Source organism: Amycolatopsis sp. NBC_01307 (assembly GCF_035975215.1).
Taxonomy (GTDB): domain Bacteria; phylum Actinomycetota; class Actinomycetes; order Mycobacteriales; family Pseudonocardiaceae; genus Amycolatopsis.
In genome coordinates, this window is sequence record NZ_CP108403.1 from 9,756,636 (window position 1) to 9,771,906 (window position 15,271).

11 protein-coding genes are annotated in these 15,271 nt (G+C 72.0%); 3 read left to right on the forward strand and 8 right to left on the reverse strand.

What is annotated here, in order from left to right:
- Positions 1–9: 9 nt before the first annotated feature.
- The 4 genes from OG439_RS43990 to OG439_RS44005 all read right to left on the reverse strand — a co-directional run bounded on the left by OG439_RS43990 (position 10) and on the right by OG439_RS44005 (position 7,843).
- Positions 10–2,274: a M4 family metallopeptidase gene (locus tag OG439_RS43990; protein WP_326946288.1), complete on the reverse strand. Its 2,265-nt coding sequence runs from the start codon at positions 2,272–2,274 to the stop codon at positions 10–12.
- A 338-nt stretch (positions 2,275–2,612) separates the two neighbouring features.
- Positions 2,613–3,887, reverse strand: a complete 1,275-nt coding sequence (locus OG439_RS43995) for a helix-turn-helix domain-containing protein (RefSeq protein ID WP_326946289.1) — start codon at positions 3,885–3,887, stop codon at positions 2,613–2,615.
- A gap of 82 nt (positions 3,888–3,969) precedes the next feature.
- Complete coding sequence (locus tag OG439_RS44000; protein ID WP_326946290.1) at positions 3,970–6,042, reverse strand: M4 family metallopeptidase; 2,073 nt, start codon at positions 6,040–6,042, stop codon at positions 3,970–3,972.
- Positions 6,043–6,550: 508 nt separating this feature from the next.
- A complete protein-coding gene (locus OG439_RS44005; protein ID WP_326946291.1) occupies positions 6,551–7,843 on the reverse strand; it encodes a helix-turn-helix domain-containing protein in 1,293 nt (430 codons plus the stop codon).
- Positions 7,844–8,224: 381 nt separating this feature from the next.
- Between OG439_RS44005 and OG439_RS44010 the strand changes: the two genes are divergently transcribed.
- A complete protein-coding gene (locus tag OG439_RS44010) occupies positions 8,225–9,010 on the forward strand; it encodes a TIGR00730 family Rossman fold protein (RefSeq protein ID WP_247061002.1) in 786 nt (261 codons plus the stop codon).
- Positions 9,010–9,594, forward strand: a complete 585-nt coding sequence (locus tag OG439_RS44015; protein WP_326946292.1) for a TIGR00730 family Rossman fold protein — start codon at positions 9,010–9,012, stop codon at positions 9,592–9,594. Before OG439_RS44010 ends, OG439_RS44015 begins: the two co-directional genes overlap by 1 nt.
- Here OG439_RS44015 and OG439_RS44020 read toward each other — a convergent pair.
- Entirely contained in the window at positions 9,543–10,430 is an 888-nt protein-coding gene (locus OG439_RS44020) for a LysR family transcriptional regulator (RefSeq protein WP_326946293.1), read from the reverse strand. The two genes, OG439_RS44015 and OG439_RS44020, sit on opposite strands and share 52 nt — an antisense overlap.
- A gap of 70 nt (positions 10,431–10,500) precedes the next feature.
- Here OG439_RS44020 and OG439_RS44025 point away from each other — a divergent pair, with 70 nt between their 5' ends.
- Complete coding sequence (locus tag OG439_RS44025; protein ID WP_326946294.1) at positions 10,501–11,217, forward strand: SDR family NAD(P)-dependent oxidoreductase; 717 nt, start codon at positions 10,501–10,503, stop codon at positions 11,215–11,217.
- Position 11,218: 1 nt separating this feature from the next.
- Here OG439_RS44025 and OG439_RS44030 read toward each other — a convergent pair whose 3' ends face one another.
- The 3 genes from OG439_RS44030 to cydD all read right to left on the reverse strand — a co-directional run bounded on the left by OG439_RS44030 (position 11,219) and on the right by cydD (position 15,267).
- Positions 11,219–11,893 (reverse strand): lysophospholipid acyltransferase family protein, encoded by a 675-nt coding sequence (locus OG439_RS44030; protein ID WP_247061010.1) that lies wholly within the window; start codon positions 11,891–11,893, stop codon positions 11,219–11,221.
- Positions 11,894–11,938: 45 nt separating this feature from the next.
- A complete protein-coding gene (gene cydC, locus OG439_RS44035; protein ID WP_326946295.1) occupies positions 11,939–13,564 on the reverse strand; it encodes a thiol reductant ABC exporter subunit CydC in 1,626 nt (541 codons plus the stop codon).
- Positions 13,565–13,710: 146 nt separating this feature from the next.
- On the reverse strand, positions 13,711–15,267 hold the full coding sequence (gene cydD / locus OG439_RS44040) for a thiol reductant ABC exporter subunit CydD (RefSeq protein ID WP_326946296.1): 1,557 nt from the start codon (positions 15,265–15,267) through the stop codon (positions 13,711–13,713).
- Between the last annotated feature and the right edge of the window lie 4 nt (positions 15,268–15,271).

The window sequence follows — 15,271 nt, forward strand, 5'->3', positions numbered from 1 at the left end:
GACTTGGGACTAGACGGTCAACGTCCAGGAGGACAGGTAACCGGTGTCGGCCGGGCCGACGTCGCGGATCTGGAGCTTCCACGCACCGTTCGCGACCTCCGAAGAGGCGTTGACGGTGTAGGTCGTGTTGATGTTGGGCGTCGAGGAGGAGCTGGAGCTCTTCAGCCGGTACGACGAGCCGTCCGGCGCGACGAGGTCGAGGACCAGGTCACCGCTGTAGGTGTGGGTGATGTGCACCTCGACCTTGGTGGTCGACGACGCGTTGCGCGCGCAGCCGGCCACGGTGCTGGTGCTGCTGACCGCGGCACCCGGGTAGTCCGGGATGTTCAGCCGGGTCCCGTTGGTCACCGGCGCGCACGACCCGGTGGTACCGACGGTGAGCGAGAACGAAGCCGTGTGGTCGGTGCTGGCCCCGTCCGCGGTGATGGTGATCGGGAAGCTGCCGGTCGGGGTGGACGACGTCGTCGCGATGGTCAGCGTCGACGAACCGCCGGACTGGACGGTGGCCGGGCTGAACGTCGCGGTCGCGCCGGCGGGCAGGCCCGAGGCGGACAGCGTGATCGACTGCGCCGCGCCGGAGGTGATCGCGGTGCTGACGGTCGTGGTGGCCGAGCCGCCCGGCTGCACGGAACCCGAAGCCGGGTTCAGCGCGACGGAGAAGTCCGGCCCGCCGCCGGTGCACGAGGCCGGCTCACCGGTCGCGGCGGTGACGGAGACGGCGTCCCACGCGGCCTTGGTGGTGTTGTACTCGGTGCAGCTACCCGGGTAGAGCGCGATCGCGGCTTCGAGGGTCGCCTTGCGGGCGGCCTTGTGGTTCCACGACGACGTCTTCTTCAGCAGGCCGTTGTAGAAGATCTTGCCGGCCTTCTGGATGCCGAGCCCGGTGACCGACGAGCTGTTGCAGGTCGGGCTGTTCGGCTTGCCGCCACCGGGCGCGGAGCCCTCGGCGAGCAGGTAGAACCAGTGGTTCTGCGGGCCGGCCGCCGCGTGCACCTCGGTGCTCGGGATCGACGACGAGTAGCAGTTCGGGTCGCCGACCAGCGACGGCTGGTACATGTAGCGGATCGGGCCCTGGCCGACCAGGTTGACGCCTTCGCCGACCTGGTAGTCCGGGACGTCCTTCGGGTTGTTGGCGTACGCCTCGGTCAGCGCGCCGAAGATGTCACCGGTCGACTCGTTCATCCCGCCGTTCTCGTTGCCGGAACCGGCACCGCCCGGGGTGAACTGGAAGACGCCGTGGCCGAACTCGTGGCCGACGACGTCCATCGAGGTGGCCTGGCGCTGGTTGTCCTGCGAGTGCCCGAAGTGGGTCGAGGAACCGTTCCAGTAGGCGTTGACGTCGGCGAGGCCGACGGACGCCGGGTAGCCGGTGCCGCTGCCGTTGATGCCGTTGCGGCCCAGCCACTCGCTGAGCATCTTCCACTCGGTCTGCACGCTGTAGAGGACGTCGACGCAGCCGGTTTCGAGGTCCGTGCCGGTGCCGTTGCCCCACGCGTTGTCGGGGCCGCTGTAGACGGAGCCGCCCTCGCGGCCGCAGCTGATGCCGGTGCGGCCCGGGTCGCGCATCGTGTAGGTGCTGCCGGACTGCGTGGTGTCGATCGAGACGTTGCCGACGTAGTAGCTGTTGCCGGTGCCGGCGACGTTCACCGTGCCCGGCTGGGCCTGGGTCTTCGCGCCGGAGGAGAACGTCTTGACGTCGTCCCGCTTGTCGAGGATCGCGCCGGTGGCGGCGTCGACGAACACGTGCAGGTTGCTCGGCGCGCTCGCGGTGCGCCCGGCGACGACGACCTCGTAGGCCAGCTTCGGCGTCGCCCCGGCCAGCACGACCTTCTCCGGCGTGCTCACATTGTCCACAGTGGCCAGTTGGGCGCGCGCGGTGGCGGCGGCCTTGGCGGCGTCGAGCCCGGCCTGGGTCCCGACGGTGATCGCCGCGGTCTCGGCCGCGCTGGTGCCGCGGACACGCCCGGCGCCGTCGGCCACGACCACCGCGTCCCCGCCCACGACCCGCAGGCCCTGGTAGGTCCGCTGGTAGGCGCCGTAGAAGAGGCCACCGCCGCCGGCGGTCAGGCCGACGCGCTGGAACGCCTCGGCCGGGCCGCGCTTGAGGGCGTCGAGGCCGCTCGCGGCGGCCTGGTCGGCGGCCCGGGCGGCCGCCGCTTCGGGAGCGGCGGGTTGTGCTTGCTGAGCCGCGTTCGCCGGGGCCACCGGCAACGCGAGCGTCATGGCGAGCCCGGCGGCGGCCGCCAAGCCCGTTCTGAACCCACGATGGGTCATCGAGGTGTTTCCTTCCATGCAGGCACGACGGTTCGCCCGGGCACGCGAAAACAGGGCGACCGGATCAGGGGGTACGGGGAACGTGTCCGGGGGCCTAACTGCAGGTATGCGTCCGGACGCATCCGAGTAAAGGATCAGGGGCCGGGGGCGTCAATGGGCCGAACGGACCAACGGCGCGTTCCGGATTCATGGGTCAATTCGTACAAACCCGCCTGCAACTGGGGATTCTTCCCGGCGGGTGCCCCGGAACGACTTTCGTAGGGATTGTCCCGGACACCATCCGAACGCCGGATGGGTGTCGATCACCGAGAATCGTTAGTATTGCTCAGGAATCGTGCTCAGTCGGTTTCCGCGCCCAGTGCGATCAGGCCGTTGCGCAGCACGTCGGCCGCTTCTTCCTGACGGCCGGTCTCGCCGAGGAGTTCGCTCAGCGGACGCAGCGCGCGCACGAGGACCCCGCGCGCCCCGAGCCCGGTGGCCAGCTCGACCGCCGCCCGCAGGTCTTCGGCCGCGCGCCGCTCGTCACCCCGCGCCCGCGCGAGGGAACCCAGCTGCAGCCGCAGCTCCGCCGCCAACGGCGTGCCCGCCACGACGGCCGGGCGGATCTGGTCCAGCAACGCGGCCGCCGTCTCCAGCCGGCCCGCGGCCAGGTACTCCCCGGCCAGCTCGACCGTGATCGCCGGGACGTCGTCCGGCCAGGCCGTCTCCCGCGCCGCGCCGAGGTCGGCCAGCGCGCCCTCGACGTCACCCCGGCGGCCGCGGACCCGGGCCCTGGCCAGCAGGCAGTGCGCCATCGCCGGGTGCAGCGCCCGCTCCTGCATCAGGTCGTAGGCCGCGGCGATCGACGCCGCCGCGTCGGCGAACCGGTCCGCGGCCAGGTGGCTGCGGCACACCTCGACGTGACTGCGGGTCAGCTCGGCCAGCACCGCCGGCCCGCCGCGGGTGAGGCGCAGTGCCGCGTCGGCGTACTCAGAAGCCCGCTCCAGATCGCCCTGACGCAGGTGCCGCTCGGCCAGGCAGGCCCGCAACGTCAGCAGCATCGACGGCTGCGGGTAGCCGTCGCGCAGCAGCTCCGCGTGGCAGGTTTCCAGCAGGTGCAACGAATACTGCGCCTCGCCCCAGTCGCTGAGCACGGCCGCGCGCAGCGGCGCCACCATCGCCCGCACCGGCGGCGGCTCGCTCGCCAGCGCGGTTTCGGCCTCCGCGACGTACTTCGTGCGCGCCTCACCGCGGGAGTAACCGGCCAGCCACAGCAGCGCGATGCCTTCCTGCCGCGGCCGTTCGAGGCGTTCGGCGCGCCGCCGGAGCCGTTGCATCCGCGGCGTCGCGCGGCGGCCGTCGCCGAGCAGGAACCGTTCCGCCGTCTCGATGAGCTCGATGTCCAGCTCGAGCAGCTCACGCGGGGAGCTGCCGCCGAGGAGCTCGTCGGGCTCGATCCCGAGCTGCAGCGCGAAGAACCGCAGCGCGTCACCCGACGGTGTCCGCGCGCCCGTCTCGACCGACGAGACGTACGCCGCGGAGTACTGCGGTCCGGCGAGCTGCCGCTGGGTGAGCCCGCGCTCGGTGCGCAGTTCACGCAGGCGCTCGCCGACGGTCTCGCCGCTCACGCTCACGCGGTTCGCCTTTCCACTGGTACAGGATATGCCCGGAAGCCGCGCGGCGGCGGGGGAGTCACCCACCGCCGCGCGGCGGGTATCAGCAGGCGCCGGCGTCGCTCCAGACGGCCCACGACCCGGGCGCGCCCGGCTCGGCCCCGGTCGAGTACCAGGTGGACGTCCACTTGTGACTGTTGTGGCCCACGACGTCGTTGGGCACGTACGCTTTCGCGGAGTCCCACTCGGCGAGGCCGGAGCAGCCGGTCGGCGGGGTGCCGGTGCCGACCGTGAGCGAGAACTGCGCGGTGTGGTCGGCGTCGGTGCCGTCACCGGTGACCGTCACCTGGCTGGTGCCGTTCGGGGTGGTGGCCGCGGTGGTGATGGTCAGCGTCGCCGTGCCGCCGGACTGGACGCTCGCCGGGCTGAACGTCGCCTTGGCGCCGTCCGGCAGGCCGGTGGCCTGCAGCTGCACGGTCTGCGCGCTGCCCGCGGTGACCCGGGTGGTCACCGTGGTCGACGCGGACTGTCCGGGTTGGACGGACGCCGACGTCGGGGAGAGCGTCAGCGAGTAGTCGTTGCCGGCCGGCGGGGTGCCGGTGCAGGTCGGCTCACCGCTCGCGGCGGTGACGGAGACGGCGTCCCAGGCGGCCTTGGTGGCGTTGAACTCCGTGCAGCTGCCCGGGTACAGCGCGATCGCGGCTTCGAGGGTCGCCTTGCGGGCGGCCTTGTGGTTCCAGGAGGACGTCTTCTTCAGGAGCGCGTTGTAGAAGATCTTGCCGGCCTTCTGGATGCCGATGCCGGTGACGCTGGAGCCGTTGCACGTCGGGCTCGCCGGGGAGGCATTGCTGCCCTGGGAGAGCAGGTAGAACCAGTGGTTCTGCGGCCCCGCGGCGGCGTGCACCTCGGTGCTGGGGATCGACGACGAGTAGCAGTTCGGGTCGCCGACCAGTGACGGGTTGTACATGTAGCGGATCGGGCCCTGGCCGACGAGGTTCACGCCCTCGCCGACGACGAAGTCCGGCGTGTCCTTCGGGTTGTTGGCGTAGGCCTCGGTGAGCGCGCCGAAGATGTCGCCGGTGGACTCGTTCATGCCGCCGTTCTCGTTGCCCGAACCGGCACCGCCCGGCGTGGTCTGGAAGACCGCGTGGCCGAACTCGTGGCCCACGACGTCCATCGGCGTGGCCTGGCGCTGGTTGTCCTGGGAGTGGCCGAAGTGCGTCGAGGAGCCGTCCCAGTAGGCGTTGACGTCGTTGAGGCCGACGCTCGCGCGGAAGCCGCCACCGGCCCCGTCGATGCCGTTGCGGCCGAGCCAGTCGTTGAGCATCTTCCACTCCGACTGCACGCTGTAGAGCGTGTCGACGCAGCCGGTTTCGAGGTCGGTGCCGGAGCCGTTGCCCCAGCTGTTGGTGCTCTTCGTGAAGATGGCGCCGCCTTCGCGGCCGCAGGCGATGCCGCGGCGACCCGGGTCGGTCATCGAGTAGGAGCTGCCGGAGCCGGACGTGTCGATCGAGACCTGGCCGGCGTAGTAGGAGTTGCCGGTGCCCGCGACGGCCGCGGTGTTCGTCGTCGCGCCCTTGCCCGGCCCGGCGAGGGTGCGGACGTCGTCACGGGAGTCGAGGACCGCGCCGGTGGCCGCGTCGACGAAGACGTGGAGGCGGGTGGGCGTGGCCGCGTTGTGGCCGCTGACGACGACTTCGTAGGCGAGCTTCGGGGCGTCCCCGGCGAGCACGACCAGCTGCGGGGTGCTCGTGGAGTCCACCCGGGACACCTTGGCCTTGGCGATGCCGCTCGCCTTGGCGGCGGTGAGCGTGGCCTGGGTTTTCACGCTGATGGGCGCGGTCTTGGCGGCGTCGGTCGCGCGGACGCGCCCGGCCCCGTCGGCGACGACGACCGCGTCCCCGCCGACGACCGGCAGGCCGTGGTAGGTGCGCTGGTAGGAGGCGTAGAAGAGGCCGCCGCCACCGGGGGTGACGCCGGTGCGCACGAACGCTTCGCTCGGGCCCTTGGCCAGCTGGTCGACGCCGCCCTGCGCGGCCTGGTCGGCGGCGACCGCGGCGAGCGCCTCGGGGTTCTGGGCCGGGGCTTGAGCGGGAGCGGCACTGGCCGGGATCGCCGGCAGCGCGAAGGTCAGGGTCAGGCCGGCGATCGCCGCCAGCCCTCGTGGGGATCTCATGGGGAACCTTTCCGGTGGGACTCGGGGAGACCGTGCGCCCGGCCGGGTCGCGATGTGTCCGCCGGAATAACTGGTGTTATGGCGCCGGACGCATCCGAGTAAAGGTTCCACCGGCCTGCCGGTCAATGGGCCGAACGGCCCAGCGCCCTCCGGGAAAGATCACGCCGTTCCGCGCAAATCCCCAGGCAACGGCCGGTATCACCGACTGGTCTGAACCAATTCACTTACTTTCGTAGGAACTTGCGTTTCCGCCCGGATTCCCGGACCGCCACCCCCAGTGGTCCACACCACTCACCGTGTCGACCCCCCAATCACGCGAGTTCCGTCCCCGGACACGCGAGTTACGGCCCTGATCACGTGAGACCCGTGCCGGAGCACGCCAAGCCGGTCGACCGGACTCGGGAGGGCCGTGTGGCCGGGCCCTCATCCGCGTGATCGGGCACGGGACTCGCGTGACGGGAGTCGTAACTCGCGTGATCAGGGGCGGAAGTCGCTCCTGGAGGGTCGGTCAGGCCGGGGTGTCGGTGACTTCGGCGGAGTCGAGGCCGCGGTGGTAGGCCGCGATGGCGTCGTCGAGATGACCACGTTGTCGTAGGACGTCTCCGAGCCGGAGAGACGTCGAAACCGCCGCCGCGTGCAGGGACGCCCGGGTCTGGATTTCCAGCGCCTCTTCCAGCAGACGGGTGGCGGCGGGCAGGTCGCCTTGGGCCTGGGCGATCTGGCCCAGCAGGCCCGTCGCCTCGCCGAGCGTCTCGACGTCCTGGGTGAGCAGCGGCAGCACCGCATCGACCAGCGACGACGCCTCGGCGAGCGCGCCCTGGCGCAGCCGGACCTCGGCCAGCTCGATCGTCGCGCCCGCGACGCCCTCCTCCGAGCCGATCGCCGCGAGCTGGTCGCGAGCCGCCGTCAGCTCCGCGCGTGCCTCCGCCAGCCGGCCCAGACGGCGCAGCAGGTAGCCGCGGGCCCAGCGGCAGCGGGCCGCGTCGCGGTCGAAACCGACCGACGCGAACAGCCGTGACGCCTCGATCAGGTCCTGCTCCGCCCGGTCGGCCTCGCCGATCGCCTGCCAGACCTGCGACGCCTGCCGGTGGAACCGCGCCACGAAGTCCGGCCGCGTGGCCGACCGGATCAGCCGGCGGCCCGCCACCGCGGCTTGGCGTGCCCGGTGCAGGCCGCCCATCTCCATCAGCGGGTGGATCAACGCGCTGAGCAGGCACAACTCGGCGTCCGGGTCGCCGGCCAGAACGCCGAGCGCCTCCTCGACGCGGGCGATCGCCGCGCCGGCGTCGCCGGTCAGGTAGCGGCAGCCGGACCAGCGGTGCACGATCATCGCCCGCAGCCACGGCGGCGCCGCGGCCGCCAGCTCCTCGGCGTGCTCCAGCGCCGCCTGTGCACCCTCGACGTCGAACAGCTGCCACTTCACCTCGGCCTGGCAGAACCGCGCGTAGCACTCGACGTCGGCGAGGTGATAGCCCGCGGCCTGCTGCCCGACCGACGCGAAGCGCGTCTCCGCAGTAGCGACGCGGCCCTGCTCCAGGTCCCGGTAGCCCTCGTCCAGCGCGTCCCGCAGGTCCGCGGCGACGCCCGGGGGGCGCCCGAACCGCAGCTCGTCGACGGTCAGGCCGAGCCGCCGCGCGAGGTAGGCCAGCATCTCCTCCGACGGCGGCCGGCTGCCGGTCTCGACCTTCGCCAGGAAACCCCGGTCGTACCCGGGCTCGGCCAGCTCGCGCTGCGTCCAGCCGCGGTCGGCACGCAGCCGCCGGATCCGCGTGCCGAGCGGTTCGGCGGGGGCCCTGGTCATCGTCCCACGGTAGGTCATCGCGGTGGACAGCGCGGAAACGGACATCTCGTCGGACCGGGCCGGCCGGGACGTCGGCACCCGCGTCGACCGGGCCGGCGCCGACGTCGACGCGTCCGGCCGCAACTGTCCATTTTGGAGCGACGGGGTGGCGGTGACCTCACCGGACCTTCGAAAGTGCGCGGTCGTGAATGGACCCGACGGCGCAGATCCGCTGTTCCCCGCGGGCCCGAAAGATGCACCCGTCCGGATGAATCCTTCGACGGGCAGGGATCCCGTTACGCCGACGACCTGAGTTCATGGCCCAGTAACGAGCCGGCCATCGACTTCACCTCCACGGCGCTGCTCGCTTTTTCACTGGCGGGCAGGTCGTAGCATGGCGTAGTGAGCGAACAGTCTGAATTCCCCGACGGCCAGTACCCCGAACGTCCGGTCGAGCGCCAGAAGGGCCCCGTGGTCCTGCGTGGCGACCGCCGTGACCAGGGCAGCACGACCGACCAGCGGCTGCTCGACTCGCGCGGGCCCAGCGACTGGGTGCACACCGACCCGTGGCGCGTGCTGCGGATCCAGGCCGAGTTCGTCGAGGGTTTCGGCGCGCTCGCCGAGGTCCCGCGCGCGGTCACGGTGTTCGGCTCGGCGCGCACCAAGCGCGACCACCCGGAGTACGAGCTCGGCCGCAAGATCGGCGCGGCGCTGGCCAACGCCGGGTTCGCCGTGATGACCGGCGGCGGCCCGGGTGCGATGGAGGCCGTCAACCGCGGCGCGGCCGAGGCCGGCGGCTTCTCCGTGGGGCTCGGTATCGAGCTGCCGTTCGAGCAGGGCCTGAACCCGTGGGTCGACCTCGGCGTCAACTTCCGCTACTTCTTCGCCCGCAAGACGATGTTCATCAAGTATTCGCAGGCCTTCATCTGCCTGCCCGGCGGCTTCGGCACGCTCGACGAGCTGTTCGAGGCGCTGACGCTGGTGCAGACGAAGAAGGTCACGAAGTTCCCGGTCGTGCTGTTCGGCAGCGAGTACTGGGGCGGGCTCTACGACTGGATCGCCAAGACCGTGCAGGCCGAGGGCAAGGTCAGCGCGCACGACCTGAACCTGCTGCACGTCACCGACGACATCGACGACGCCGTCAGCGTGGTGCAGAACTCCTACCAGGCCTGGGAGGACACCCACTGATGAGCCGGATCTGTGTCTTCTGCGGGTCGTCGATGGGCTTCTCGCCGCGTTACGCCGAGCAGGCGGCCGCGCTCGGCAAGCTGCTGGCCCAGCGCGGCATCGGGCTGGTCTACGGCGGTGCGAGCGTCGGCACCATGGGCGTGGTCGCCGACGCGGCGCTGGCCGCGGGCGGCGAGGTGATCGGCGTGATCCCGGAGGCGCTCTCGAGCGTCGAGATCTCGCACGCCGGGCTGAGCGAGCTGCACGTCGTGAAGGACATGCACGAGCGCAAGGCCAAGATGGCGGCCCTGTCGGACGGCTTCCTCGCCCTGCCCGGCGGCGCCGGGACGCTGGAGGAGCTGTTCGAGGTCTGGACGTGGGCCCAGCTCGGCCTGCACGGCAAGCCGATCGGCCTGGTCGACGTCGACGGCTACTACGCCCCGCTGCTCACCTTCGCCGACCACATGGTGACGGAAGGGTTCGTCAAGGACGACTACCGGCAGCTGCTGCTGACCGACCCGGACCCGGCCGTGCTGCTCGACAAGTTCGCGACCTACGAGCCGCCGGCTCCGCCGAAGTGGGCCGCGGGACCGCCCGGAATCTGAGCGCTCACGGCCTCCGTGCTCGCCCGGACGAACGCGGCCACCGCCCGCGACCGCGTCCGGTCGGGCCAGGCCAGCATGATCGAGCTCTGCGGCGCGTCGAGCACCGGCACGCACACGACGTCCGCCCAGGCGTGCCGCCGGACCGACGCCGGGAGCACGGCGACCGCCTGACCCAGCGCGATCAGCGCCATCAGCTGGCCCGGGTCCCGGATCAGCGGGCCGCTCGTCGTCTTGTCCGTCCCCGGCCAACGGGGGAACGGCTCGCCGTCGAGGTCGGCGAGCACCAGGGCGCTGCGCCCGGCCAGCCGGTGGTCGCGGTGCAGGACCGCCACCTGGTCCTGGGTCAGCAGCAGCTCGGTGTCGAACCCGGCGAGGTCGTCGTGCGCCGGGTGCACGAACGCGAGGTCGACGCGCCCGTCGCGCAGCATCGGCGTCTGCTCGCCGATCCCGCAGACGACCACCTCGACCTCGACGGCGTCCGGGTCCTGCCGGTAGCGGGGCAGGATCCGCTCGAGCAGGCCGGCGTCACCGTCGGGTTTCGTCGCCACGAGCAGCTTCGGGACGGCCTCGCCCGCCCGCTGCGCCCGGTGCACCGCGGCGGTGACGGCGTCGAGCGCTTTGTGGCTCTCCACAAGGAAAACCGCGCCGGCGGCGGTCAGCGTCACCCCGCGGCTGGTGCGTTCCAGCAGCGGCACGCCCAGCCGCCGTTCGAGCTGCTGGATGGCGCGCGACAGCGGCGGCTGCGCCATGCCGAGCCGCTGGGCCGCGCGGCCGAAGTGCCGTTCCTCGGCGACGGCCACGAAGTAGGCGAGCTCCCGCGTTTCCGGTTGCTGCATACCCGCAGGGTATCGGCCGATGCGGATCCGGTGTTGGCTCGAAGCGGCCGCGCGCTGGTGTGCTGGGGTCATGAACCAAATCACTCTGGTCACCGGCGCGAACAAGGGCATCGGCCGCGAGATCGCCGGCCGGCTCGCCGCCCTCGGCCACACCGTCGTCATCGGCGCCCGCAGCGCCGCTGCCGGTGAGCAAGCGGCCGCGGAGATCGGCGGCTCGTCGGTGGTGCTCGACGTGACCGACCCCGCTTCGGTCGCCGCGGCCGCGGCCACCATCGACGCCCGCTACGGCCGGCTCGACGTCCTGGTCAACAACGCGGCCGTCGCCGTGCCGCCGGGCTCCGACCTGGCGAGCCAGCGCCCCAGCACGGCCGACCTCGACGTCCTGCGCGCGATCTTCGAGACGAACCTCTTCGGCGTCGTCAGCGTGACGAACGCCCTGCTGCCGCTGCTGCGCCGGTCGGCCGCACCGCGCATCGTCAACGTCTCCAGCAGCGGTGCGTCGCTGGCCCGCAACGCCGACCCGGACAGCGAACTCCCGATCTCGGCGGGGTACACGCCGTCGAAGACCGCCCTGACGTCGTTGACGCTGCAGTACGCCAGGGACCTGCGGCCGGAAGGGATCCTGGTCAACGCCGTCTGCCCCGGCCACTGCGCGACGGACCTGAACCGCCACTCGGGCCCCCGGACGGCGGCGCAGGGCGCGGAGTCGGCGGTCCGGATGGCGACGATCCCGAAGGACGGCCCGACCGGAACCTTCGTCGACGACGAGGGCCCGGTGCCCTGGTGACTCAGGCGGCGCCTTCGCTGGGCCGCTTGTGGTAGGTGTCCACGTACTCCTGGCCCGACAGCTCGAGGATCGCGTACATCACCTCGTCGGTGACCGAGCGGCGGATCGCCGGCGCGTAGTCCTGGCCTTCGTAGCGGGAGAAGTCGAGGGGCTTGCCGAACGTGATGCCGATCTTGGCCAGGCGGGGGACACGCGCGCCCTCGGGCTGGAGGTTCTCGGTGCCGGTCAGCGCGACCGGCACCACCTTCGCGCCCGTCGCCAGGGCCAGCGCGCCGACGCCCGTGTGGCCGCGGTGCAGCCGGCCGTCCAGCGAGCGCGTGCCTTCGGGGTAGATCGCGAAGACGCCACCCGCGTCGAGCACCTTGCGCGCCGCTTCGAGCGCGGCGAGGCCGGCCTGGGCGTTGCCGCGCTCGACCGGGACGTACCCGAGGCCGCCGAGGAACCCGGCCATCAGCCGGCCCTTGATCGTCTTGCCGACGAAGTACTCGGCCTTGCCGAGGAACTTGACCTGCCGCGGCGTCGCGAAGGTGATCACGCCGGTGTCGAGCGCGGCCCGGTGGTTGGCCGCCAGGAGCACCGGGCCGGTGGCGGGCACGTTCTCCACGCCACGCACCTCCGGCCGGTAGAGCGCCCTGGCCAGCGGGCCCAGCACGAAGCGGACAAGCTGCGCGATCAAGTGGTCCTCCTCCTCGGATGCGGTACCTCCAGCATGGCACGGTCGCTACTCGTGAGTTGGTTCGAGCGGCGTAGTGGCCGGCCGCCCGGCCCATCCTGACCGCGAAGGGTGACCGGACGGTTTCCGTTGTGCTACCGGCGCTCGACCGTCGGTTCGGTCACGGCCGTCCTCGAGGGTGAGGACCTGGTCGAAGCCGTCGAGGTGCTCGGGCCGGTGCGTCACGAGGACGACACTGCCCCGCGCGCGCTCGAGGACGCGCTTGAGGACGGCGTCGCCGTGCGCGGGGTCGAGGCCGTCGACCGGCTCGTCGAGCACCAGGACCCGGGGCGCGGCCAGTACCGCGCGGGCCAGGACCAGCCGTTGCCGCTGACCGCCGGAGAGCGCGTCGCCGTCCGGGCCGGTGTCGCGGTCGAGGGCCAGGTCGAAGCCGGCGGTTTCGCAGGCTTCGCGCAGCTCGTCGTCGGTCGCGTCGGGCTTCGCGAGCAGGAGGTTCTCGCGGACGGTGGTGTGGAAGACGTGCGCGTCGGCGAGCGCCCCGGAGATGGTCTTCGCCAGGTCGGCGTACTCGGCGAGCGGGTGCCCGTCGAGGGTGACACGGCCGGAGGTCGGGGTTGCGAGGCCGAGGAGCAGGCGAAGGAGGGTGGTCTTCCCGGCCCCGCTGGGCCCGACGATCCCGACGCGGCGGCCGGGCGCGAGGTCGAGGTCGACGTCCAGCAGAGCGGGCGCGCGTCCCGGGTAACGGAGGCCGGCGCGTTCCAGCCTGAAGTGTCCTTCGTGGACAGTGCGGGTGCCCGGGCTGACCGGCGGCGTGGCGAGCACGGCCGTCACACGAGCCGCCGACGCGCGGATCTCGGGAACCCGGCGAGCGGCGGTGATCAGCGGGAGGACGACCTCGAACGTCGTCATGGAGCCGAGGGTGAGAGCGGCGGTCCACGGAACGGAGGCGTCGCAGAGAAGGCAGACGGCGATCGTGGTCACGAGCTGGACGAGGATGCCCGCGGCGCCGAGCAGAGCGGTCTTCACGACCGGTTCCCTGAGCTGCTCGACGACGTCGTGCGCGGCGCCCCGCTTTGCTGTCAGCGCCCCAGCAGCGACGAGTTCCCGATACCCGGTGACGAGTTCGACGGCACGTTCGGCGAGTTCCGCCCGTTTCGGCGCGTTTTCGACCGCTCGCGCCGCGGTGACCCGGATGACCAGCCAAGGCAGCACCCCACCGGCGACGACGAGCCCCGCGGCCAGCACCCCCGCGGCCCCCACGGAAGCCGTCGCCACCACCCCGACGGCGGTGACCCCGACAATCCCGGCGACAACAGCGGGCAGCAACCACCGCAGGACGGCGTCCTGCAGAGCGTCCACATCGGACACGAGCCGGGTGAGGAGGTCCCCACCGGAATACCGCGACCCGGGCGCGAGGGCTTGGTAGACGCGGGTACGCAACGAACCGAGCCACCGCAGGACGACCTCGTGCCCGGCAAGCCGTTCGGCGTACCGCAGGCCACCACGCAGAAGAGCAAGAGCCCGCACAGCGGTGACGGCCACGGTGAGTGCGGCCAGCGGCGGCCGCTCGGCGGCGCGAAGCAGCAACCAGGCGGCGGTGGCCATGAGCGCGAGCGCGGCCAGCTCGGCCCCCGCGGCAAGAAGTGCGGCGCGGGTGAGGCGAAGGGCGTCCATTGTGGACACAGCCCACAGCCCCGAGACAGCCCCCACCCGTCCCGGGGGGCGTCCCCGAACCCAGCGTACCGCCCCTGGCCTGCGAAAACGAGGTGCGCGCGAATCTGTGGACAACTGCTCGCCTGTGGATACCGAACTTGACAACCTCACGCCGCCACCTCCGCGGACACCCGGCCATCGCGCAGCTCGACCACCCGGTCCGCCAGCGAAACCATCGCCGGCCGGTGCGCGACCAGCACCGCCGTCCGCGAGGGCAGCAGCCGTCGGGTCGCCGACAGCACCGTCGCCTCCGTGCGGGAGTCCAGGCGGGCCGTCGGCTCGTCCAGCAGCACCAGGCCCGCCGTCGTCCGGGCCAGCGCTCGGGCCAGCCCCACCCGCTGCCGCTGACCGGCCGACAAGCCCTCGCCCAGTTCGCCCACCTGAGCCGAGTAACCATCCGGCAACCCCGCCGCCACCTGGTCCAGCGCCGCCGCGCGGGCCGCGCCGGTGACGTCGGGCTCCGCGAGGCCCAGTCCGATGTTCGAGGCCAGTGAACCCCGGAACAACGTCGGCCGCTGCGGGACCCAGGCGATGTCCGCCAGCCAGTCGGACGGATCCAGCGCACGCACGTCCACCCCGTCCGCCAGGACCCGGCCCGATGTCAGCGCGACGAACCCCAGCAGCACCGCCAGCAACGTGCTCTTCCCGGATCCGCTCGGCCCGACCAGCGCCAGCCGCGACCCGGCGGGCACCGACAAGTCCACATCGGACAATGCGACGACGTCGCCAAAATGGACGGTCACCCGCTCGAAGACCAGTGAAGGCGCACCCCGGCGTCGAACCACAGTCCCGGAACGAAGCGAAACCACCGGTACCGCAAGCGCTTCCCGCAACGCCGTCAATCCCTCCGCCGCCGCGTGGAACTTCGCGCCCGCCGCTCGCAGCGGCACGTACGCCTCCGGGGCCAGGATCAGGATCAACAGCGCCGTCCGCGCGTCCAGGCCGCCGTCCAGGAGCCGGAAGCCGATCGGGACCGCGACCAGTGCCACCGACAGCGTCGCGACCAGCTCCAGCACCAGCGCCGACAGGAACGCCACCCGCAACGTCTTCAGCGTCGCGTCCGCGTGCGCGTCCGCCATCGCGCGGACCGTGCGCGCCTGCGCCTCCGCCCGCCCGAACACCTTCAGCGTCCCGAGCCCGCGGACGACGTCGAGGAAGTGCCCGCCCAGCTTCTTGAGCAGGTCCCACTGCGTGTGCGCCGACGTGTGCTTGCCGACCAGGATCGCGAACACCGGGATCAGCGGCAGCGTCGCCGTCACGACCAGCGCCGACGTCAGGTCCGTCGTGAACAGCCGGACGATCACCGCGATCGGCACCACCACCGACACGACGAGCGTCGGCAGGTACCCCGTCAGGTAGCTGTCGGTGGCGTCGACACCGCGCGTCACCTGCGTCGCGACGACGCCCGCCCGGTCGGACGACGAGCCGAGCAGCCGATGCCGCAGACCCGCCTTGACCGAGGACGCGAACCGTCCACTGAGGACATCGCCGACCAGGGAAAGCATTACGCGTAAAGCAATCGCCAGAGGCAAGACGAACGAGAGACCGCCGCCGGTGAGCAGCGTGGCGAGACCTTCGGCCTGGAGCAACCCCGCGAACGCCGAAAGCACGCCGAGAGAGGTCAGCAGAACCAGGTACCGCCGGAGTCCGGGCAGTGCGGGCACGTCG